Raw genomic sequence first — 20789 nt, 5'->3', positions numbered from 1 at the left:
ATGACAAACCTCAACACCATCGACCCGGCCGCCGTCGCCGGCGAAGCGAAAATCGAGAACAGCGACGTCGTCATCGCGAAGTCCTCGATCATCCTCCGCCGCTTCCTGCGCAACAAGACAGCCGTCGTCGGCCTGGTCATCTTCCTGGCCCTGACCCTGTTCTCCTTTGTCGGCGGCTTCTTCACCAGCTGGGACAAGGAGACGATCGACCCGTTCAACATCGGCATGCCGCCGTCGGCCGAGCACCTGCTGGGTACCTCCCAGGCCGGGATCGACCTCTACGCCCTGACCGTGGAGGGCACCCGGATCTCGATCCTGATCGGCCTCGTCGTTGGCCTGGTCTCGGTCCTGATCGCCGCCGTGTACGGCTGCACCATGGCCTACTTCGGCGGGAAGGTGGACAAGGTCATGCTGTTCGTCCTCGAAGCCCTGATCATGATGCCGGCCCTGCTGGTCGTCGCCGTGGCCACCAGCGGCGGCGGCAACGGCCTGCAGCAGTCCCTGCCCAGCTGGCTCCTGCTGATCATCGTGCTGCTGGTCTTCAGCTGGATGGGCACGGCCCGGCTCATCCGCTCGCTCTCGATGTCCCTCATGTCGCGCGACTTCGTCAAGGCGGCGCAGTACATGGGGATTCCGCCGCGGCGCATCGTCTGGCGGCACCTCGTTCCGAACATCGGCTCGCTGCTGGTCCTGGACGTCACCCGCGGCATCACCGGCGCGATCCTGGCCGAGGTGGCGTTCTCCTTTATCGGGATCGGCATCAAGGTCCCCGACGTGAGCCTGGGCGTGCTGATCGGCCAGGCCACCTCCCAGGTCTCCACCTTCCCGTGGATGTTCTGGGTACCGCTGACCGTCATGTTCCTCCTGACCGGGTCGCTGGCCATGATGAACGACGGCCTGCGTGACGCGTTCGATCCCAGCTCCAGCTCCGTTGGCCGCGCCAAAAAGAACGGCCCCGGGAAGCGTACGTCCGGCAAGGCACAGAAGTCCGCACAGAAGAAGGCCTCATGAGCCACGAAATGACCGCCAGCACCGAATCCCCCGACCTCTCCGCTGTCGAGCGCCTCCACGTCGCCGGGCTGCACGCGCCAGGTGATGCCGCCGCGGATGCGGTGCTCTCCGTCCGGGACCTGAACGTCCGCTTCAACACGGAAAACGGGGAGGTCCACGCCGTCCGCGGCATCGACTTCGACCTCCGCGCCGGCAAGACGCTGGGCATCGTCGGCGAGTCGGGTTCCGGAAAGTCCGTCACCTCCATGGCCATCCTGGGCCTGCTGCCGGACACCGCCCGAGTCACCGGATCGGTCCGGCTCCAGGGCCAGGAACTGCTGGGCCTCAGCGACAAGGCCATGTGCCGGTACCGCGGCAACGACATCGCCATGGTCTTCCAGGATCCGCTGTCCTCCCTCACCCCGGTCTACACGGTCGGCAACCAGATCATCGAGGCGCTCACGGTCCACAACCCCGGCATGAGCAAGCAGGCCAAGGAGGCGCGCGCCGTCGAGCTCCTCGGCATGGTGGGCATCCCCAGCCCGAAGGACCGGCTGAAGGCCTTCCCGCACGAGTTCTCCGGCGGCATGCGCCAGCGTGTCATGATCGCCATCGCGATCGCGAACAACCCGCGCGTGCTGATCGCCGACGAGCCCACGACGGCGCTCGACGTCACCATCCAGGCGCAGGTCCTGGAGGTGCTGCACACCGCGCAGGAGGAAACCGGCGCCGCCGTCGTGATGATCACGCACGACCTGGGCGTCGTCGCCGGCATGGCGGACGACATCATGGTGATGTACGCCGGCAAACCGGTGGAGACCGGCAGCGTCGACGACATCTACTACAACCCCCGGATGCCCTACACGATGGGCCTGCTCGGCGCGGTCCCGCGCGTTGACGTGGCCGAGAAGTCCTCGCTGGTGCCGATCGAGGGCATCCCGCCGAACCTCATCCACCCGCCGACGGGCTGTTCCTTCGCGCCGCGCTGCCCGCTGGTCAGCAACGCCTGCCTGCAGGGCGAGCCGGAGCTGTGGCCCGTCACCGGAACCAGCCCGGACAGCGGCCTGCAGCACCGGGCCGCCTGCATCAAGACCGACTCCCTCGGCCTGGAAGTCGACGTCCGCGAGGTCTTCAAGGCCCCGGCGGTTCCGGTGTCACGCTTTGACGCGATCCCGCGCGCCGAACGCCGGACCGTGCTGGAGCTCCGGGACGTCCGGAAGCACTTCCCGCTGATGAAGGGTGCCCTGCTCAAACGCCGGATCGGCACCGTCAAGGCGGTCGACGGGCTGAGCTTCGACATCCGCGAGGGCGAGTGCTTCTCGATCGTCGGCGAGTCCGGCTGCGGCAAAACCACCACCCTGCTGGAAATCATGGAGTTCCACAAGGACCAGGACGGCGAGGTGGTCATCGGCGGCCTCAGCAACCAGGAAGCCTCCGACGCCAGGACCAAGAGCGCCATGCGCAAGGAACTCCAGATGGTCTTCCAGGACCCCACCGGAGCCCTTGACCCGCGCTTCACCGTCTTTGAGGTGCTGTCCGAGCCGCTCGAAAACGCGGGCATGCCCAAGCCCCAGATCCGGAAGCGGATCATGGAGCTGATGGAGCTCGTCGGCCTCCAGCCGGACCACGTCAACCGCTTCCCCAACCAGTTCTCCGGCGGCCAGCGCCAGCGCATCGGCATCGCCCGCGCCCTGGCCGTGAACCCCAAACTCGTCGTCCTGGACGAGCCGGTGTCCGCCCTGGACGTGTCCGTCCAGGCCGGCGTCATCAACCTGCTGGACCAGCTCCGCGCCGAACTCGGGCTGAGCTACCTGATGGTGGCCCACGACCTGTCCGTGGTCCGGCACATCTCCAACCGGGTGGCCGTCATGTACCTGGGCAAGATCGTGGAGATCGGCGACGTCGACAGCGTCTTCGACAATCCGCGACACCCCTACACCCGGGCCCTGCTGTCGGCGATTCCGGTCCCCGACCCGGTCCTGGAACGCACCCGCGAACGCATCATCCTGCAGGGCGATCTGCCCTCGCCGCTGGAAGCTCCGACGGGCTGCAACTTCGCCACGCGCTGCCCGGTCTTCGCGGCACTGCCGCCGGCAAAGCAGGAGAAATGCCTGACCCTGGAGCCCGGGCTGCTGGCAGTCACGGACTCCCTAGCCGCCGTCGGCGCCGGAGCCTCCGGCCACCCGGCCGCCCCCGCGGCCCCCTCAGACCAGCAATTCGCCTGTTTCTATCCCGACGGCGAACTGGACGCGGACATGCTTGTTGTCCACGAAACCACCTGACCTACCAGTCACACGCATCACAACACGCACCAAAAGGAATGAAGGGGAACACATGAAGAATCTGACCAAGATCGGCGGCGTTACCGCCGTCGTTGCAGCGCTTGCGCTGACCGCTTGTGGCGGCGGCGGCGGCGCTGCACAGGGTCCCGAGACCGCCAAGGGCCAGGACGCGGGAAGTGACCTGGCCAAGCTGGTCAGCATCAACGCGAAGGACGCCAAGGACCTGCAGCCGGGCGGCACCGTCACCCTGCCGCTGGGCAACATCGGTCCAGACTTCAACGGGTTCTCCAACAACGGCAACAGCGCGGACAACACCGCCCTGCACCGCCCGATCGACCAGGCCGGCACCTGGGGCTGCTGGAACTTCGACTTCGACGGCACCGCCACGCCGAACAAGGACTTCTGCGAGGACGTCCAGAGCGAGGTCAAGGACGGCAAGCAGACCATCACCATCAAGGTGAATGAGAAGGCCAGCTACAACGACGGCACCCCGATCGACGTCAAGGCCTTCGAAAACACCTGGAACATGCTTAAGGGTGAAAACAAGGACATTGACATCGTCAGCTCCGGCGCGTACGAGTTCGTTGAATCCGTCACGGCCGGGTCCAGTGACAAGGAAGTTATTGTCACCACCACCCAGCCGGTCTACCCGCTGGACTCCCTGTTCACCGGCCTGATCCACCCGGCCGTGAACACCCCGGCGATCTTCAACGAAGGCTTCACCGGCGACATGCACCCGGAATGGATGGCCGGGCCGTTCAAGCTCGACCAGTACGACAGCGCCGCCAAGACGGTCACCCTCGCCCAGAACGACAAGTGGTGGGGCACCAAGCCGGTCCTGGAAAAGGTCATCTTCCGCCAGCTGGAGAGCAGCGCCGCCATCGCCGCGTTCAAGAACGGTGAGATCGACGGCGTGTCCGCCAACACCATCACCCCGTACAAGCAGCTCGACGGCACCAAGGACTCCGAGATCCGCCGCGGCCAGCGCCTCTTCGCCGGCGGCCTGAACCTCAACGCCCAGAAGGCGCCGATGACCGACGTCGCCATCCGCGAGGCGATCTTCACCGCCGTCGACCGCGAAGCACTGCGCAAGGTCCGCTTCAACGGCCTGAACTGGGAAGAAACCAGCTCCGGATCGATGATGCTGCTGCCGTTCTCCAAGCACTACCAGGACAACTACCCGGTCAAGGAAACCGGCGCCGAGGCCGCCAAGAAGGTCCTGACCGACGCCGGCTACACGGCCAACGCCGCCGGCATCATGGAAAAGGACGGCGTCCCCGCCGCCTTCAAGATCAGCAACTTCGGTGACGATCCCACCACCCTGGCCTTCGCCCAGACCCTGCAGAGCCAGCTCAAGGCCGGCGGCATGGATGTTGGCATCGACCAGCGCGCTTCCGCCGATTTCGGCAAGGTCCTGGGCAGCCGCGACTTCTTCATGAGCGTCTCCGGCTACACCGTGGGCGCCGACGCGACCGACGCCGTCAAGCAGTTCTACGATTCCAAGACGAACGAGAACGAACTGGGCGACGCCGAACTGGACGCCGAGATCAAGAAGCTCTCCACCATCGCCGACAACGATGAGCGGAACAAGGCAGCCATGGAAGTTGAAAAGAAGCACATGGAGAAGTACTTCTCCATGGGTGTTGTGATGAACGGTCCGCAGATCTCCTTCGTGCGCACCGGTCTGGCCAACTACGGCCCGTCCCTGTTCAAGAGCCTGTCCCAGGTTCCGGACTGGACCACCATCGGCTGGGAAAAGAAGTAACACCCCTTCCGACCCTCCCTCACGTTTAGCAGCTTTTCGGGCGGCGCTCCCTCACGTTTCGAGGGGGCGCCGCCCTCATTGTTGCGAAATCTGAGGGAGCGTCGGATGGGCCTGCGGGGTAGCGTGGGACCATGACAACCGACCCCACCCGGCCCATCCGCACGGCCGTCGCCGGCTTCGGCCTCTCCGGCAGCGTCTTCCACGCCCCGCTGCTCCACGCCGACCCCGCATTCTCCGTCGAGGTGATCTCCACCTCCGACGCCGGCAGGCAGGCCGCCGCCGCCGCCCGGTATCCCGGAGCCCGCCTGGTCAATACCCCGGCGGACGTCCTTGACCTCGCCGGCGAACTGGACCTGCTGGTCCTGGGAACCCCGCCGGCCACGCACTACCCGCTCGCGAAAGCCGCGCTGGAAGCCGGACTCGACGTCGTCGTCGACAAGCCGTTCGCCGTGCGCAGCGCCGAGGGCGAGGAGCTCATCCGGCTCGCGGCGCGGCTGGGACGTGTGCTCACGGTCTTCCAGAACCGGCGCTGGGACGGCGACTACCTGACCGTCCAGGGCCTGCTGGAGAGCGGCGTCCTCGGCACCGTGACGCGGTTCGAATCCCGCTTCGAACGCTGGTCCCCGGAGGTCGCCAAGGCCTGGAAGGCGGCCGCGACGGCGGACGACGGCGGCGGGGTGCTTTTCGACCTCGGCACCCACCTGCTGGACCAGGCGGTGCAGCTGTTCGGCCCCGCCACGGTCACGCACGCGGAGCTCGCCGCACGGCGGCCCGGCGAGATGACCGACGACGACGTGTTCCTGGCCCTGCGCCACGAATCCGGCGTGACGAGCCATCTGTGGATGAACATGCTCTGCGCCCAGCAGGGGCCGCGGTTCCGGCTGCTGGGCAGCGCGGGCGGTTTCACCAAAAACGGGGTGGACCCGCAGGAGCCCTTCATCGTGGCCGGCGGCAGTCCGCTGGACCCGGACTATGGGATCGAGGACCGGGACTGGGCCGGGCTGCTCGGCCGGGACGGCCACCTGGACCGGCTGCCCACCGAGCGCGGCGCCTACCCGGAGTTCTACCGGCTCCTGGCCGCGAAGATCCGCGACGGCGGGGCGGCCTCGGCGCTGCCGGTCCCGGTCGATCCGGCAGGTCCGGTGGAAGTGCTGCGGCTGATCGAGCAGGCCCGGGCCCTGGGCTAAACAGGGTTAAACAGCAATCGGCTGCTCCGTAAACGCCGTTTTGGGGGTTCCAAAGGGCGTCTACGGAGCAGCCGATGCGGTTTCTGGCGGGTGCTACGCGGGACGGACCGGTTAAGCGGAAACCAGTTCGTGCCAGTCGGCGACGAGGGGCAGGTTGTGCGCCTCGGAGACCGAGCGGTGCGCCACCTTGCCACCGGCGATGTTGAGGCCGGCGGCGAGGGCGGCGTCGCGTTCAAACGCGGCCTTGACGCCCAGGTTGGCCAGGGCGACGGCGTAGCGCAGCGTGACGTTGGTCAGCGCGTAGGTGGAGGTGTTCGGCACGGCGCCCGGCATGTTGGCCACGCAATAGAAGATCGTGTTGTGGACCTTGTACGTCGGTTCCTGGTGCGTGGTGGGGTGCGTGTCCTCGAAGCAGCCGCCCTGGTCCACCGCGATGTCCACCAGCACCGAGCCGGGCTTCATCCGGGCAACGAGCTCGTTGGTGACCAGTTTCGGGGCCTTGGCGCCCGGGATCAGCACGGAGCCGATCACCAGGTCTGCGTCCACGACCGACTTCTCGATCTCGTACGCGTTGGACGCGACGGTCTTCAGGCGGCCCTGGTACTGGGCATCCAGTTCGCGCAGGCGGTTGATGTTGATGTCCAGGATAGTGACGTCGGCGCCGAGGCCGAGGGCCATGGCGGCGGCGTTGGTGCCGGCAACACCGGCGCCGAGGACAACAACCTTGGCCGGGCGGACACCCGGGACGCCGCCGAGCAGCACACCCTTGCCGCCGGCCGGAGCCATCAGCGACGTGGCGCCGACCTGGACGGAGAGACGGCCGGCAACCTCGGACATCGGGGCGAGCAGCGGCAGGGTGCGGCCCTCCTGGACGGTCTCGTAGGCGATGGCGGTGACGCCGGAGTTGATGAGCTGCTGGGTCAGTTCCGGCTCGGCGGCCAGGTGCAGGTAGGTGAAGAGGATCAGGCCCTTGCGGAAGCGGTGGTATTCGGCCTTGACCGGCTCCTTGACCTTCATGACCATGTCGGCGCGGGCCCAGACGTCGTCGGCTTCGACGACGATTTCGGCTCCGGCGATGGCGTATTCCTCGTCCGTGATGCCCGAACCCAGGCCCGCGCCGCGCTCCACGAGGACCGAGTGGCCGTGGGTGCGGAACTCGTGCACGCCGGCGGCCGTGATGGCGACGCGGAATTCATTGTTCTTGATCTCTTTGGGGACACCGATAATCATTTGTGGGCTCCAATGCTGGGGGCCTCGTGGGCCCGGTTATTCGGGGGAAGTCGTACTTCCAGAATAAATCCGGCTGTGAGGCAGGCGACAGGCGCCGCCTCGCAGCCGCGGCCGGGTCCCGCGGAAATCCGGCGTTTTCCAAACACGGGACTGGACATTTGTCGACCCGGCAAGCGTCAGGTGTCGCCTGCTGTCCGTTGGGGCGGGGTCCGCCGCGGCGTTTCCAGAGGAGGCGGCATCGGCAGTAGTGTTGCAGCATGCAGCAGCAGGACGTCGAACAGCTCGTGGAGCAGGTCGCACTGCAACTGGGCCGCGGGCTCTCACTTGAGGATCTCGACGGCCAGCTGCTCGCGTACAGCTCCAACCAGTCCCACGCCGACCGGGTCCGGGTGAACTTCCTGCTCAGCAAGCGCGTCCCGGTGGACGTCAGCGCCTGGCAGCTCTCGCACGGGATCGCGACCGCGGTCCGCCCGGTGGTCGTGCCGGCCAACGAGGAGCTGGGGATGCTGGGCCGGGTCTGCGTTCCCCTCCTGGTGCGGGGCTTCCGGGTGGGATACCTCTGGGTCCAGCTCGACGCCGATGAGCCGAACGCGACGACGGTCCTCGCCCAGCTGCCGGAGGTGGCCCGCGAGCTGGAGCAGCTCTCGGCCCTGCTGCTGGAGTCCAATACGGCCGAATCCGAGTTCCGCCGCCGCCGCGAACAGGAATTCCTGGCCGCCTGCCGGGGCGAGGCCAACGCCGTCGCGGCCGTGGCCGGCTGGAAGGAAGTCCAGGGGCGCGGACCCTGGCAGCTGGTGACGGTACTGGATGCGGACGGCTGGGCGGAAGCCGCGGACCCGATCGCTTCCACGCTGATCCACCGCGCTGCCGCGCTGCAGGCCACCATCGGCGTGGACGCCACACTGTTCAGCGCCGGCACGGAGACCCACGCCGTCGTCCTGTTCAGGGAATCGACCGGCCGCGCGAACCACGCCCAGGTGCTGGTCCACTATCAGCTGGAGCTGGCCAAGCGGTCCGGCCGGCCGGTGCACCGGATCATCCTGGGAACCTCCGAGGGTTTCGCGCGGCCGCGGGAACTTGCCGACGCGTACCGGCAGTCCCGGCAGGCCGCGCAGGCTGCTGCGGTGGATCCCCAGCTGGGAGAACTCGTGGACTGCCGCGCCACCGGGATCTACCAGCTGCTGGCCTCGGCCGGCGGCGGGGCGGGGGCGTGGGCGGACGCGGGCTCGGTCTACTTCCGCGTCCTGGAGGACCACGACCGGAACCATGAGCTGCTGCCGGTGCTGGAGCTCTTCTACGACAATGACGGATCAGTCCAAGAAGTCGCGGACAAGCTGCACCTGCACCGGAGCAGCATCTACAACCGGCTGGGCCGGATCCGCCAGCTGCTCGGCGTCGACCCGCTCAAGGGGATGGTGCGGCTGGAACTCCACGCGGCGCTGAAGGCGCGTCGCTGGGCGGCGCGACCCAGGATTTAGGGGGCCGGCGGCCTAGCTGCCGCGGCCCTCGCGTTTGGGCTGCTCGGACTCCAGTTGCCGGTCCGTTGCGGAGCCGGCATCGCCGGCCTCCGCGGCGCCGTCGGCCTCCCGCGCTCCTTCTCGCGCGCTTTCCCGCGCTTTTTCTCTCCTGCGGAGAGAGATCCGGCTGTCCATCCACATGGAGACGGCCACAAACGCAACACAGCTGGACATAAAGGCAGCCGTATTGTTCAGCCCCATGGAGTTTCCGAGGATGCCCGTGAGCACCATGGCGGCAATGCCAGCCACGATGTGCCACCCTCTGAACTTACCCACAATCCAAGCGTAACCCCGGCCTTCTCCGCGTTTCCGCGCAGGGCCGGGATCGTTGTTTGATCCTTATCACGCCGTCACGAAGCATCCGCGGCACCGTCATCCCCGTGGCCCGGAGCACCGTCCGCGGTACTGTTCTTCTTCTGCTTTTCCAGCCAGGCCATGACGTCGGCGAGCCGGATCCGCCGGTGCGTGCCCCGGTATTCCACCGGGATTTCGCCTCGGTCCGTCATGTTCCGCAGGTAGGTGTGCGAGATCCCGGCCAGCTCGGCCGCCCGGGACGTGGTCAGCATTTCCTCGACGCTGCTGACCGTCACCGCCTCGCCCCGGCTGAAGCGCGCCAGCAGGTCCACGACGGCGTCCCGCGCCTGGGGCGGCAGCCGGTGGACGGTGCCGTCGACGAACACCGTGATGTCGTCGCTGCCGTTGAGGGCGTAGCGGAGTTTCTGCGCGTCCTCAGCCGGTAGGGCGGCCGTCACCCGGGGAGCAATCAGTGTCATGGAGTGCATCCTAGCGCCCCGGGATCGGGCCCACACCACCTCTGCCTGCTGCGGGGCTACAGCCCGAGCTCCTCGAGGACCGGCAGCTTCGCCCGGACCCAGGCCCGGGCCTCGGTGGCGCTCGGTGCGGAGAGCGCCAGTTTGGCCAGTTCCTGCGCCTCGGCCAGCGTGACGGTCTTCAGCACGGCCGCCACGGCGGCGAGGGACCGGGCTGTCATGGACAGGGTCGAGACGCCGAGCCCGGTGAGGACGACGGCGAGGGCCGGGTCCGCGGCGGCCTCGCCGCAGACACCGACCGGTTTGTTGTGGCCCTCCGCGACGGAGCCTTCCACGGTGAGGCCGACGAGTCGGAGCACGGCGGGCTGCCACGGGGTGTTCAGCGCCGCGAGCGGGCCGAGCTGGCGGTCGGCGGCCATGGCGTACTGGGTGAGGTCGTTGGTGCCCAGGCTCGCGAAGGCCACCTCCCGGAGGATGGCCTCGGCGGTGAGCGCCGCGGACGGAACTTCCACCATGACCCCGGGGGTCTTGATCCCGGCCTCGGCGCACAGCGTGGCGAAGCGGGCAGCTTCCTCCGCGGTGGAAATCATCGGCGCCATCACCCAGACGTCGGCCTCGGACTCCTGCTCGGCGCGGGCGATGGCCTGCAGCTGGCGTTCCAGCACGCCGGGCGTGGTGAAATCGGTGCGGTACCCGCGGACCCCGAGGGCGGGGTTGGGTTCCGTGGCGTCGGTGAGGAAGGGCAGCGGCTTGTCCGCGCCGGCGTCGAGCGTCCGGAGCACCACCTTCTTCCCCGGGAACGCGTCGAAGACGCCCTTGTACGCGGCGGCCTGTTCGTCCACGGTGGGCTCGGTGTCCCGCTCCAGGAAACAGAACTCGGTCCGGAACAGCCCCACCCCCTGCGCGTTCAGCTTCGCGGCGGCCACGGCGTCCTTGCCCCCGCCGACGTTGGCGAGCAGCGGCACCAGGTGGCCGTCCGCCGTCGCGCCGGTGCCGTCAAAGTCCGCCAACAGCGAGGCGGTGGCGGCCCAGTGTTCGGCAGCGGCGCGCTGCGAGTCGTCCGGGTCCACGGTGATCAGGCCGGCGGCGCCGTCCACGTAGACCTCCGTGCCGTCCGGAAGCTGGTCGACGCCGGTCGCGGCCACGACCGCGGGGAGGCCCAGCGAGCGGGCAATGATCGCGGTGTGCGACTGCGGTCCGCCGCCGGCGGTGAGCAGCGCCAGGATCTTCTCCGGGTCCAGGGTGGCGGTGTCCGCCGGGGCGAGATCTTCGGCGATCAGGATGAACGGGGTGGGGGAGGTCGGGATGCCCGGGGCCGGAACGCCGCGCAGTTCTGCCACGATCCGGGCCCGGACGTCCAGGACGTCGGTGGCCCGCTCGGCCATGTAGCCGCCCAGGTTGTGCAGCATCTCCGAGACGGAGGCGCCGGCCTCCCAGATGGCGCGCTGGCCGGAGGTGCCGCGGCCGATCAGTTTGGCGGCGGACTTCAGGAGCATCGTGTCCGTCGCCATCAGGGCCGTGGCTTCCAGGACAGCCTTGCCGTCGCCGCTGACCGTCTCGGCCCGGGCCTTCAGTTCATCGTGGACGGCCTTCGCCGCGGTCTTCAGGGCCGCGGTCGCCTCCTCGGCCGTGACGCCGGCGGGCAGCTGCTCCCCGGCGGGCGGTTCGCTGACGGGTTTGGGCATCTGGCGGATCGTTCCGATGATGCGGCCGGGGCTGACGCCTACTCCTGGGAAGTTCTGCACTGAAGGTCCTCATTCTCTGCCGTGGGCCGGTAAGCCGGTGGGTCAGGTAGCGCGGGAGATGCCGTCCGCTCCGGACCGGACGATCCGGATCGGATTTTCTGGTTCGGACGGCCGGGCAGGCCTGCCGACAGCTACGTCGGCGGGCGGATCCCGGTACCTGAAAAAATTGTATGTGATGCACTTCATATAGCGTTGCTATAGGTGCTAGGGTAGCGGTTATGAGTTTCGATGGCCAGCTTCCGCCAAAGACGCGGCTGCTGCGTGCGGCGGCTGAGTTGCTGGCCAACTCCGCCGGGGGCGCGGTATCCACCCGCCAGATCACCCAGCGGGCCGGCGTCACCGCGCCCACCCTGTATCACCACTTCGGTGACAAGGAAGGGCTGTTCGACGCGGTCGTCGCGGCAGGTTTCGAGGAGTATGTGGCGGGCGAACGCGACTTCGCGCCGTCAGGACATCCGCTGGAAGACATCCGGCGTATGTGGGACAACCACGTGCAGTTTGGGCTCAACCAGCCGGAACTGTACCTGGTCATGTTCGGCAATATCCGCCCCGAGAGCCGCCCGGCCGTCGTCGCCGACGCCGAGGGCCTGATGGAGGAAATGCTGAACAAGGCCGCAGTCGCCGGCCAACTTAACGTCCCTCCGCGGGAAGCTGCCAGGAGCATCCTGGCCGCCAACGTCGGGGTGACACTCATGCTGATCACGGAAAAGGCGCCCGAGCGCAACCTCGAGCTGTCCACCATGACCCGCGACGCCATGATCTTTGCGGTGTCCTCGGAACAGGCCAAAGAAAACGGTCCTGAAGCGTCCGGGAAATCGTCAGTGGTTGTGGCAGCGATCGCCCTGAACGCGGCACTGCAGGCATCGCACTCGGACCAGCTCTCCAGCTCGGAACTCAAGCTCTTCCTCGAATGGCTCCACCGGATCTCCACCAGCTCCAACAGCTAGCTTTCGCGAAATTAACGGACCATCCTGCGGTGCAGCAGGAATGACGGTTAGGAAATCACATGGCAACAGAGACAGTTGCGAAACCCCGTACTAGCGTGCGGGTAGGCGTCCAGAAATTCGGGACGTTCCTGTCCGGAATGATCATGCCCAATATCGGCGCGTTTATCGCCTGGGGCTTCATCACGGCGCTCTTCATCCCGGCGGGCTTCCTGCCCAACGAGGAGCTCGCCAAGCTCGTCGGGCCGATGATCACCTACCTGCTCCCGCTCCTGATCGGCTACACCGGCGGCCGGATGGTCTACGGCGTGCGCGGCGGCGTCGTGGGCGCGGTGGCCACCACGGGCGTCATCGTCGGCACGGACATCCCCATGTTCATCGGCGCCATGATGCTCGGCCCGCTCACGGCCTGGCTCATGAAGAAGCTGGACAAAATCTGGGAAGGCAAAGTCAAGCCCGGCTTCGAAATGCTGATCGACAACTTCTCGGCCGGCATCCTGGCCGCCGGCATGGCCGTCGTTGGCATGCTCGTGGTCGGCCCGGTGGTCAAGGCGTTCAGCGACGGGGCCAGCAAGGTCGTCGAATTCCTCGTCCTCAACGGCCTGCTGCCTTTCACCAGCATCTTCATCGAGCCCGCGAAGGTCCTGTTCCTGAACAACGCCATCAACCACGGCATCCTCACGCCGCTGGGCACACAGCAGGCGCTCGAGGAAGGCAAGTCCATCCTGTTCCTGCTCGAAGCCAACCCCGGTCCGGGCTTCGGAATCCTGCTCGCCTACTCGATCTTCGGCACCGGACTGGCCAAGGCCTCCGCGCCTGGTGCAGCCCTGATCCAGTTCGTCGGCGGCATCCATGAGATCTACTTCCCGTACGTGCTGATGAAGCCCATCATGATCCTCGCCGCCATCGGCGGCGGCATGACCGGCATCTTCACCCTCGTAGTCACCGGCGCAGGACTCCGCTCGCCGGCTGCCCCGGGCAGCATCATCGCCGTCTACGCCGCCACCGCCCGCGACAGTTACGTCGGCGTGACCCTCTCCGTGCTGTTCGCCACCACCGTGTCCTTCCTGATCGCCTCGGTGATCCTGAAAGCCAGCAAGACCCCGGTGGGCGCCACCGAGGAAGAAGCCCTCGGCGCCGCCACCGCCCGGATGGAGGAAATGAAGGGCAAGAAGAGCTCGGTGTCCTCCCTGCTCACGGGGTCCGGTGCTGCGGCCGGCGCTGCCGCCGGCGGCGTCGCAGTCCTCGCCGGACCGGTCAAGAACATCGTCTTTGCGTGCGACGCCGGCATGGGCTCCAGCGCGATGGGCGCCTCGGTGCTGCGGAACAAGATCAAGGCTGCCGGCTTCCCGGACGTCAAGGTCACCAACTCCGCCATCGCCAACCTCAGTGACACCTACGACGTCGTCATCACGCACCAGGACCTGACCGAACGGGCCACCCCCGTGACCGCCAGCGCCGTGCACGTCTCGGTCGATAACTTCATGAACAGCCCCAAGTACGACGAGATCGTGGAGCTGGTCAGGTCGAGCAACACGGAGATCGGCGCCGACGCCCCGGCCGCCACCCCTGCGGCTGCCTCTGCGGCCACTGCGGCTGCGGCGCCTGCCGCGGCTGGTGCCGCAACGCCCGGAGCGCCCGAAGCTCCCGAGGAAACCGGCCCCGCCGGCATCCTGGTGGCGGAAAGCGTTGTCCTGAACGGCACGGCCACCACCCGGGATGCCGCCATCGACGAGGCCGGCCTGCCTGCTGGACCGCGGCGCCGTCGACGCCGGCTACCTGGACGCCATGCACGAACGCGAGGAATCCGTGTCCACCTACATGGGCAGCTACCTCGCGATTCCGCACGGCACCAACGCCGCCAAGGACCACATCATGAAGTCCGCGGTCTCCGTCATCCGCTACCCGAACGGCATCGACTGGAACGGCAAGGAAGTGAAGTTCGTGGTCGGCGTCGCCGGCATCAACAACGAGCACCTGCACATCCTGTCCTCCATCGCCAAGGTCTTCACCAACAAGGCCCAGGTGGCACAGCTTGAGGCGGCCACCACGGTCGAGGAAGTCCTCGACCTGTTCGGAAAGGTCAATTCATAGTGAAGGCTGTTCATTTCGGAGCCGGAAACATCGGGCGCGGATTCGTGGGGCTGCTGCTGCACGAGGCGGGGTATGAGGTGGTGTTCGCGGATGTCGCGGAGGACCTGATCACCCAGCTGGCCGCCGCGGACAGCTACCAGGTCCACGAGGTGGGGGAGCACCCCACCGTCCGCACCGTGGAGAACTTCCGCGCGCTCAACTCCGGCAGCCAGGAAGCGGAGGTCATCGCGGAGATCGCGACGGCGGACGTAGTCACCACCGCCGTGGGGCCGCATATCCTCAAGTTCGTGGCCCCGGTGATCGCCAGGGGGATCGCCGCCCGGGCCCCCGGACTCGCACCGCTGCAGGTGATGGCGTGTGAGAACGCCATCAACGCCACGGACATCCTGAAGTCCGAGGTCTCGGCGCAGTGGGACCCGGCCGCGGGATCCCTCGACGCTGCCGCCGTGTTCGCGAACACGGCGGTGGACCGGATCGTGCCCAACCAGGAGGCCGGGCAGGGTCTGGACGTCACAGTGGAGACCTTCTACGAATGGGTCATCGACCGGACACCCTTCGGCGCTGCGGCGCCGGTCATTCCGGGGGCCATGTTCGTCGATGAGCTGGAGCCGTACATCGAGCGGAAACTGTTCACCGTGAACACCGGGCACGCCGCGGCAGCCTATTTCGGTTTTGAGGCCGGGCTCGGGAAGATCTCCGAGGCCATGGCCGATCAGGACGTCGCCGCCGATGTGCGCGCCGTCCTGGACGAAACCAAAGAGCTGCTGGTGGCCAAGCACGGCTTCAACCGTGACGAGCAGGAGGCCTACGTCCAGAAGATCCTGGGCCGTTTCTCCAACCCGCACCTGCCGGACACCGTGAACCGGGTGGGCCGGGCGCCGTTGCGCAAGCTCAGCCGGCACGAACGCTTCATCGGTCCGGCGGCGGAGCTCGCCGAACGCGGAATCGTGCCGGAGGCCCTGCTCGGTGCGATCGCCGCAGCCCTGCGCTTCAACGACCCGGCCGACGCCGAGGCCGTGGAACTCAGGCAGATCCTGGCGTCCTCCAGCGCCGACGAGGCCACCGCGAAGATCACCGGCCTCGCCCCGGACCACCCGCTGTTCGCGGCCGTCTCCGCCCTCGTCGACGAGGCCAAGGAAGCCGCCTAGCCCGTTTCCAGTAATCGCGAAAGCATAGCCGCCGACGCCGGAACTCACCCGAGTCCCGGCGTCGGCGTCTGTGTGAGCAGCGCCCCCCACCCGCCGAGGTGACAGACAATGCCCATGTTTCAACGAAGCATGGGCATTATCTGTCACCTCGAGCGGCGGTAGGGCAAGCTGGTCTGGTGACTGCGAACCCCCATGACCGGACCTCCTTGCTGACTCTCGACGTCGACGGCGGGACTTTCCGCCTGCGCCATGCCGAACGCACCGATCTGCCCGAGATCCTCCGGCTGCTGGCCGATGACCAGCTCGGGTCAGGCCGCGAGGACACGTCCGATCTGACCCCCTATGAGAAGGCGTTTGACGCGATCGACGCCGATCCGGCGCACCTGCTGGTCGTGGGGGAGCTGGCGGCCGCGGACGGGCCCGGTACCCGGCTGGTGGCAACGTTCCAGCTGAGCTTCCTGCCGGGGCTGTCCCGCCGGGGTTCATGGCGCGCCCAGCTGGAGGCAGTGCGGGTGGGGAGCGAGCTGCGCGGCCAGGGCGTCGGGGCGGCGATGGTGGAATGGGCCATCGACGAGTCCCGGCTCCGCGGCTGTTCCCTCCTGCAGCTCACCACGGACAAGTCCCGCACGGCCGCCCACCGGTTTTACGAGCGGCTCGGCTTCGCGGCGAGCCACGAGGGCATGAAGCTCGTTCTGTAGCCCCAGCGCACGCCGAGGTGACAGATAATGCCCATGATTCCCCGAAACATGGGCATTATCTGTCACCTCGAGCGGCGGGAGCGCGCCCGGCTCAGGCCCTGACGGAGTCCTTCGCGGAGCCCTTCGGGACGAACAGTGTCTCGGCGTGCTCGAGGGACATGCCGTTGGTCTCCGGGACCTTGAACTTCACGAAGAAGAACGACGCCGCCGCGAACATCGCGTACATGGCGTAGGTCAGGGGCAGGGAGGCCGCCGCCATGGCCGGGAAGCTCAGGGTGATGGCGAAGTTGGCAATCCACTGGGCGGCCGCGGCGAGACCCAGTGCGCGGGCGCGGATCCGGGACGGGAAAATCTCGCCCAGCAGCACCCACACCAGCGGGCCCCAGGAGGCGCCGAAGCTGATCACGAAGACGTTGGCGGCCACCAGGGCGACGGGGCCCCACGCGCCGGGCAGCGAAATCGCATCGCCGGTTCCGGTGGCGGACCCGAAGGCGAGGGCCATGGTGCCCAGCGAGACGGCCATGCCGATCGAACCCGCCAGCATGATGGGCCGGCGGCCGATCCGGTCCACGAGGGCGATCGCCACAAGGGTCACGAGGATGTTCGTAATGGCGGTGGCCACGGAGATGGTCAGCGAATCCTTCTCCTGGAAACCGACGGCCTTCCACAGGGTGGTGGAGTAGTAGAAGATCACATTGATGCCGACGAACTGCTGCAGCACCGACAAGATGATGCCGATCCACACGACCGGCTGCAGGCCGAACGCCTTGCCGCGCAGGGAGCCCTTCTGGCCCGCGACCTTGTCTTCCTCGATGGCCTTTTTGATGTCGCGCAGGTGGCGGTCCGTGTCCTCGTCCGGGGCGATGGACTGGAAGACTTTCAGGGCTTCCTCGTCCTTGCCCTGGAAGACCAGGAACCGCGGCGACTCGGGCAGGGTGTAGGCGATCCAGCCGTAGACGACGGCGGGGACGGCGCCGGCGAGGAACATCCAGCGCCAGGCCTCAATGCCGAACCAGAGGGCCTCGCCGGCGCCGCCGGCGAAGTTCGCGAAGAGGGCGTCCGAGAGCAGGGCCGCGAAGATACCCGTGGTGATGGCGAGCTGCTGGAGCGACGCCAGACGGCCGCGGACGTGGCGGGGGGAAATCTCGGAGATGTACGCCGGGGCGATCACGGAGGCCAGGCCGATGCCCAGGCCGCCGACGAGGCGCCAGAAGATGAGGTCCCACACGCTGAAGGCGAAGCCGGTCCCGATGGCGCTGACCAGGAACAACAGCGCCCCGATCTTCATCGCCGGGATGCGGCCGTAGCGGTCGGCCACCTTCCCGGCCAGGTAGGCGCCCGCGGCGCAGCCAAGGAGGGCCACGGCGACGGCGAAACCGGTCACGGCCTCGCTCAGCGCGAACTCGTCCTTGATGGCATCGACGGCGCCGTTGACCACTGAGGAGTCGAAGCCGAAGAGGAAGCCGCCCACGGCGCCCGCCACGGCCAGCCAAATGACCCGCTGGGGGATCTTGGCTACGGTCTGGTCTTGGGTGGTTGTCATCTGGCTCCCTCGGCGTTCACGTTCCACGGCCTCCGGCCGCAGCTACCAAGTCTTACACCGGCGCCAGAGCGGTGCATGTCACAGGGCCAAAAAGTGAGACGAAACATACAGTTCGGCGGGCACCGCGGACGGGCGACGGCGTCGAACGCCGCCGAGGTGACATTTCGCGCCCATGCCCGGTCCGACCATGGGCGCGAAATCTCACCTCGGCGGCAGCAGGCCGGACGCTGTGGAGGACAGGTGGAGGCCATCTGGGGATAACTTAAACGCGCCTCCCCGGATCTCATCATGATGGGGGAATGCGCCGACTTGAACTCCCGCCAGCCCTGGCCAGTGGCTCGTTCTCCGTCCTGGCTGCGGATGCGGTCGGGATCCCCCGGAAGCGCACCCGGGCCCGGGACCTGATCACCGTGTCCCGCGGTATCCGGGTCCCGCCCGGCAGCAGCGCACAGGGCGCCGCCGCGCTCAGGGCCTACTGCCAGCTTGATGACTGCACCGTGCTCTGCCACGTCACCGCGGCGCGGATATGGCGCGCGACTGGCGGATCCACCTTGCCCGGCCGCAGGGCGGCAGCATCCCGAAACGGGCGAACGTGGCGGGACACCGCCTCGCGCTGCGGCCCGGGGACGTTGTGATGCTCGACGGCGTCCGGGTGACCTCGCCCGAGCGCACCTTCCTGGACCTGGCTGCGATTCTGCCGTTGGATGACCTCGTGGCTGCCGGGGATTCGTTGGTCTCCGAGCACGGTCCGGAGTTCCCCTCACCCCGGGATGCCCTGTCGAGCCTCGGGGCGCTGAACCGGATGCTGTTCCAACACCCAGGAGCCCGGAACATCCGGAGGGCGCGGGAAGCGCTTGGGCTCGTGCGCTCGGTGCGGATTCCCCGCCGGAGACGCACCTGCGCCTCGCTGTCGTCCGCGGCGGCCTGCCGGAACCGGAGCTCAACTGCGTGGTCTGGGGCCCGGCGGGAATCCCGGAGCTGTGGCCGGACGCGGCCTACCCGGCATTCGGCGTCTCGCTGCAGTATGACGGGGTCCACCACGGCGAGGCCGGTCAGCATCAGCGCGACATCCACCGTGCCGCGGACCACGGACCGGCTGGGCTGGGGCGAGGTGCGGGTCTCGAAGGACGACCTGACGGGAGAACGCCCCGCCGTCGTCGGCAGGGTCCGGCGCACCCTCATGTCCCGCGGCTGGACACCGACGTGAGATTTCGCGCCCATGGTGGTGCGAATCATGGGCGCGAAGTGTCACCTCGGCGCGGGTTAGCGCTCGACCAGGATCCCGTCCGGGTCGCACCAGATCATCGCGCCGGGCCGGAAGACGACGCCGTCGATCTCCAGTTCCACGTCGCTCTCGCCCGCGCCCGCCTTGGCGCTCTTGCGCGGGTTGCTGCCCAGTGCCTTCACGCCGAGCGGCAGCCCGGCAATGGCCGTCCGGTCGCGGATGGCGCCGTTAATGACGACGCCGGCCCAGCCGTTTGCGACGGCGCTTGCCGCGATCAGGTCCCCCATCAGGGCTGTGCGTAGCGAGCCGGCGCCGTCCACCACCAGGACGGCGCCGTCGCCGGGGGTTGCGAGGGTGGACTTGACCAGGGCGTTGTCCTCGAAGCAGCGGATGGTCCGGACCGGGCCGCTGAAGTGCGTGTTGCCGCCGAGCGACTGGAACTGCAGGGCCACGGAGTCGAGTTCTTCCCCTCGCTCGTCGTAGAGATCGGCGGTATTAACGGCGGTTGCGGCCATCGGGTCTCCTCTTGCTGGTGCGAACGGTGTCACCGAGACGCGGCGATTCCTCGGAATCCTCGAGTCTCCGTCCCTAAGCTACCTCTTGCTACACGGTGTCCATGTCTGGCCTCCGGGGGCATAGCAACGAGGACCGTTATATCCCGGGTACGGGTTGGGTGCGGGGGCCGGTGCTGCCGGAGGTACGTAGACCGGAGGGACATAGGCTGGCGGAACATACGGTGCCGGAACGGGCGGCAGGTTTCGAAGCCGTTCAGCTTCTGCCGCAGCCGCGGCTGCGGCAGCAGCTTCCGCCGCTTGGCGGGCAGACTCGGCAGCGGCAGCATCTGCAAGGTCCTTCTTCCTCGCGCCGATGGTCGTTTTGTGCTCGGCCCCCGCCTTGGCTGCCGAATCCAGCCTGTTCACCATTGCGTTCAGCTGAGGAGCCTTGTATGCGGCCCAGTGGACGTGATTCTTGGCGTTCGCGGCGGCCTTGAGCGCGGCAACCGCGGCCAGCGCGGCGACCAGCCCTGCATGGCTCTCGTCAAGGTCAGTCGTGGCTTCAGCGAGCGGTGCGGCCACGATCGTCTCAACGGTCCTGGCTGCCTGTTCGATCTGCTGGGCGGGAAGGCAGGGAATTTCAGCCGAGTTGAGACCGACCCCTCTCGTGCGGGCATCCTCGAACGCCGTGACAACCGGCGGATAGAACTTCCTATTGGGCTCGAACAAGACAGGAACTCCCAAGCCCAGCCGCGCTACCTCAGCGTTGACCAGTCTTCCGTTTGAGTCGAAGACGCCTGCCAAGGTTCGCCCATATTTGTCCAGCGGTTCCTTGTCCAATTCCAGGGTGACCTTGGAGCCGACTGGCAGGAGCTGCTCGAGAGCTTTCGTGGCCTCCGGCCCCAGGCACTCGACGGGCGCCTTGGGATCCTTGGTCTCAGGGGTGTCCACGTTGAGCAGTCGGACCGTTTTTTGTTCGCCGTTAATAGAGGCTTCGAACGTGTCTCCGTCAACGATACGGACTACTACCGCCTCGTCCCGAGCGGAGTTTGATGCCGGTCCGGCAGCATTCTTTTCAGTGCTGGCCGATCCCGCATTGCAGCCGGTGAGCGCCATGACGGCGGCAATTGCCAGTCCCACGGCCTTGGTGCGGGCAG

The 20789-nt window shown here is 67.5% G+C and carries 16 protein-coding genes and 1 pseudogene; 10 read left to right on the top strand and 7 right to left on the bottom strand.

What is annotated here, in order from left to right; translation table 11 throughout:
- The 4 genes from AC06G6_RS19545 to AC06G6_RS19530 all read left to right on the top strand — a co-directional run bounded on the left by AC06G6_RS19545 (position 1) and on the right by AC06G6_RS19530 (position 6224).
- On the top strand, positions 1-1011 hold the full coding sequence (locus tag AC06G6_RS19545; RefSeq protein WP_479824907.1) for an ABC transporter permease: 1011 nt from the start codon (positions 1-3) through the stop codon (positions 1009-1011).
- Complete coding sequence (locus AC06G6_RS19540; protein ID WP_479824905.1) at positions 1008-3272, top strand: ABC transporter ATP-binding protein; 2265 nt, start codon at positions 1008-1010, stop codon at positions 3270-3272. The genes AC06G6_RS19545 and AC06G6_RS19540 overlap by 4 nt, the downstream gene beginning before the upstream one ends.
- Positions 3273-3324: 52 nt before the next feature.
- A complete protein-coding gene (locus tag AC06G6_RS19535; RefSeq protein WP_479824903.1) occupies positions 3325-5037 on the top strand; it encodes an ABC transporter family substrate-binding protein in 1713 nt (570 codons plus the stop codon).
- Positions 5038-5168: 131 nt separating this feature from the next.
- On the top strand, positions 5169-6224 hold the full coding sequence (locus tag AC06G6_RS19530; protein ID WP_479824901.1) for a Gfo/Idh/MocA family protein: 1056 nt from the start codon (positions 5169-5171) through the stop codon (positions 6222-6224).
- A 111-nt stretch (positions 6225-6335) separates the two neighbouring features.
- Here the strand turns inward: AC06G6_RS19530 and ald are convergent, their stop codons facing one another.
- Positions 6336-7454, bottom strand: a complete 1119-nt coding sequence (gene ald / locus AC06G6_RS19525; RefSeq protein WP_479824899.1) for an alanine dehydrogenase — start codon at positions 7452-7454, stop codon at positions 6336-6338.
- A gap of 257 nt (positions 7455-7711) precedes the next feature.
- On the opposite strand from ald, the gene AC06G6_RS19520 reads away from it, so the two are divergent.
- On the top strand, positions 7712-8932 hold the full coding sequence (locus tag AC06G6_RS19520) for a PucR family transcriptional regulator (protein ID WP_479824897.1): 1221 nt from the start codon (positions 7712-7714) through the stop codon (positions 8930-8932).
- Positions 8933-8944: 12 nt separating this feature from the next.
- Here the strand turns inward: AC06G6_RS19520 and AC06G6_RS19515 are convergent, their stop codons facing one another.
- The 3 genes from AC06G6_RS19515 to ptsP all read right to left on the bottom strand — a co-directional run bounded on the left by AC06G6_RS19515 (position 8945) and on the right by ptsP (position 11486).
- Positions 8945-9247 (bottom strand): hypothetical protein, encoded by a 303-nt coding sequence (locus tag AC06G6_RS19515; protein WP_479824895.1) that lies wholly within the window; start codon positions 9245-9247, stop codon positions 8945-8947.
- A gap of 74 nt (positions 9248-9321) precedes the next feature.
- Positions 9322-9744 carry a helix-turn-helix domain-containing protein gene (locus AC06G6_RS19510; RefSeq protein WP_479824893.1) on the bottom strand — a complete coding sequence of 141 codons (423 nt, stop codon included), beginning with the start codon at positions 9742-9744 and terminating at the stop codon, positions 9322-9324.
- Positions 9745-9800: 56 nt separating this feature from the next.
- Positions 9801-11486, bottom strand: a complete 1686-nt coding sequence (gene ptsP, locus AC06G6_RS19505) for a phosphoenolpyruvate--protein phosphotransferase (protein WP_479824891.1) — start codon at positions 11484-11486, stop codon at positions 9801-9803.
- A 218-nt stretch (positions 11487-11704) separates the two neighbouring features.
- Here ptsP and AC06G6_RS19500 point away from each other — a divergent pair, with 218 nt between their 5' ends.
- The 4 genes and pseudogenes from AC06G6_RS19500 to AC06G6_RS19485 all read left to right on the top strand — a co-directional run bounded on the left by AC06G6_RS19500 (position 11705) and on the right by AC06G6_RS19485 (position 16370).
- The gene (locus AC06G6_RS19500; protein ID WP_479824889.1) at positions 11705-12433 is read left to right on the top strand and encodes a TetR/AcrR family transcriptional regulator; all 729 of its coding nucleotides are present in this window, start codon (positions 11705-11707) and stop codon (positions 12431-12433) included.
- Between the two features lie 59 nt (positions 12434-12492).
- Positions 12493-14524, top strand: a pseudogene (locus tag AC06G6_RS19495) (PTS mannitol transporter subunit IICBA).
- Complete coding sequence (locus AC06G6_RS19490; protein WP_479824887.1) at positions 14524-15672, top strand: mannitol-1-phosphate 5-dehydrogenase; 1149 nt, start codon at positions 14524-14526, stop codon at positions 15670-15672. Before AC06G6_RS19495 ends, AC06G6_RS19490 begins: the two are co-directional and overlap by 1 nt.
- A gap of 176 nt (positions 15673-15848) precedes the next feature.
- On the top strand, positions 15849-16370 hold the full coding sequence (locus tag AC06G6_RS19485) for an N-acetyltransferase family protein (protein WP_479824885.1): 522 nt from the start codon (positions 15849-15851) through the stop codon (positions 16368-16370).
- A gap of 91 nt (positions 16371-16461) precedes the next feature.
- On the opposite strand, the gene AC06G6_RS19480 is transcribed toward AC06G6_RS19485, so the two are convergent.
- The gene (locus tag AC06G6_RS19480; RefSeq protein ID WP_479824883.1) at positions 16462-17913 is read right to left on the bottom strand and encodes a sugar porter family MFS transporter; all 1452 of its coding nucleotides are present in this window, start codon (positions 17911-17913) and stop codon (positions 16462-16464) included.
- 526 nt (positions 17914-18439) lie between these two features.
- Between AC06G6_RS19480 and AC06G6_RS19475 the strand changes: the two genes are divergently transcribed.
- On the top strand, positions 18440-19120 hold the full coding sequence (locus tag AC06G6_RS19475) for a hypothetical protein (protein ID WP_479824881.1): 681 nt from the start codon (positions 18440-18442) through the stop codon (positions 19118-19120).
- Positions 19121-19176: 56 nt separating this feature from the next.
- Here AC06G6_RS19475 and rraA read toward each other — a convergent pair whose 3' ends face one another.
- Together rraA and AC06G6_RS19465 are read right to left on the bottom strand one after the other, a co-directional pair.
- The gene (rraA, locus tag AC06G6_RS19470) at positions 19177-19653 is read right to left on the bottom strand and encodes a ribonuclease E activity regulator RraA (protein ID WP_479824879.1); all 477 of its coding nucleotides are present in this window, start codon (positions 19651-19653) and stop codon (positions 19177-19179) included.
- Between the two features lie 78 nt (positions 19654-19731).
- Positions 19732-20748 (bottom strand): thermonuclease family protein, encoded by a 1017-nt coding sequence (locus AC06G6_RS19465; protein ID WP_479824877.1) that lies wholly within the window; start codon positions 20746-20748, stop codon positions 19732-19734.
- Positions 20749-20789: the final 41 nt, after the last annotated feature.

The organism is Arthrobacter sp. CJL-S3, from assembly GCF_056711635.1.
The sequence above is the reverse complement of the archived record's forward strand: the minus strand, read 5'-3'. Positions and strand labels throughout refer to the sequence as shown.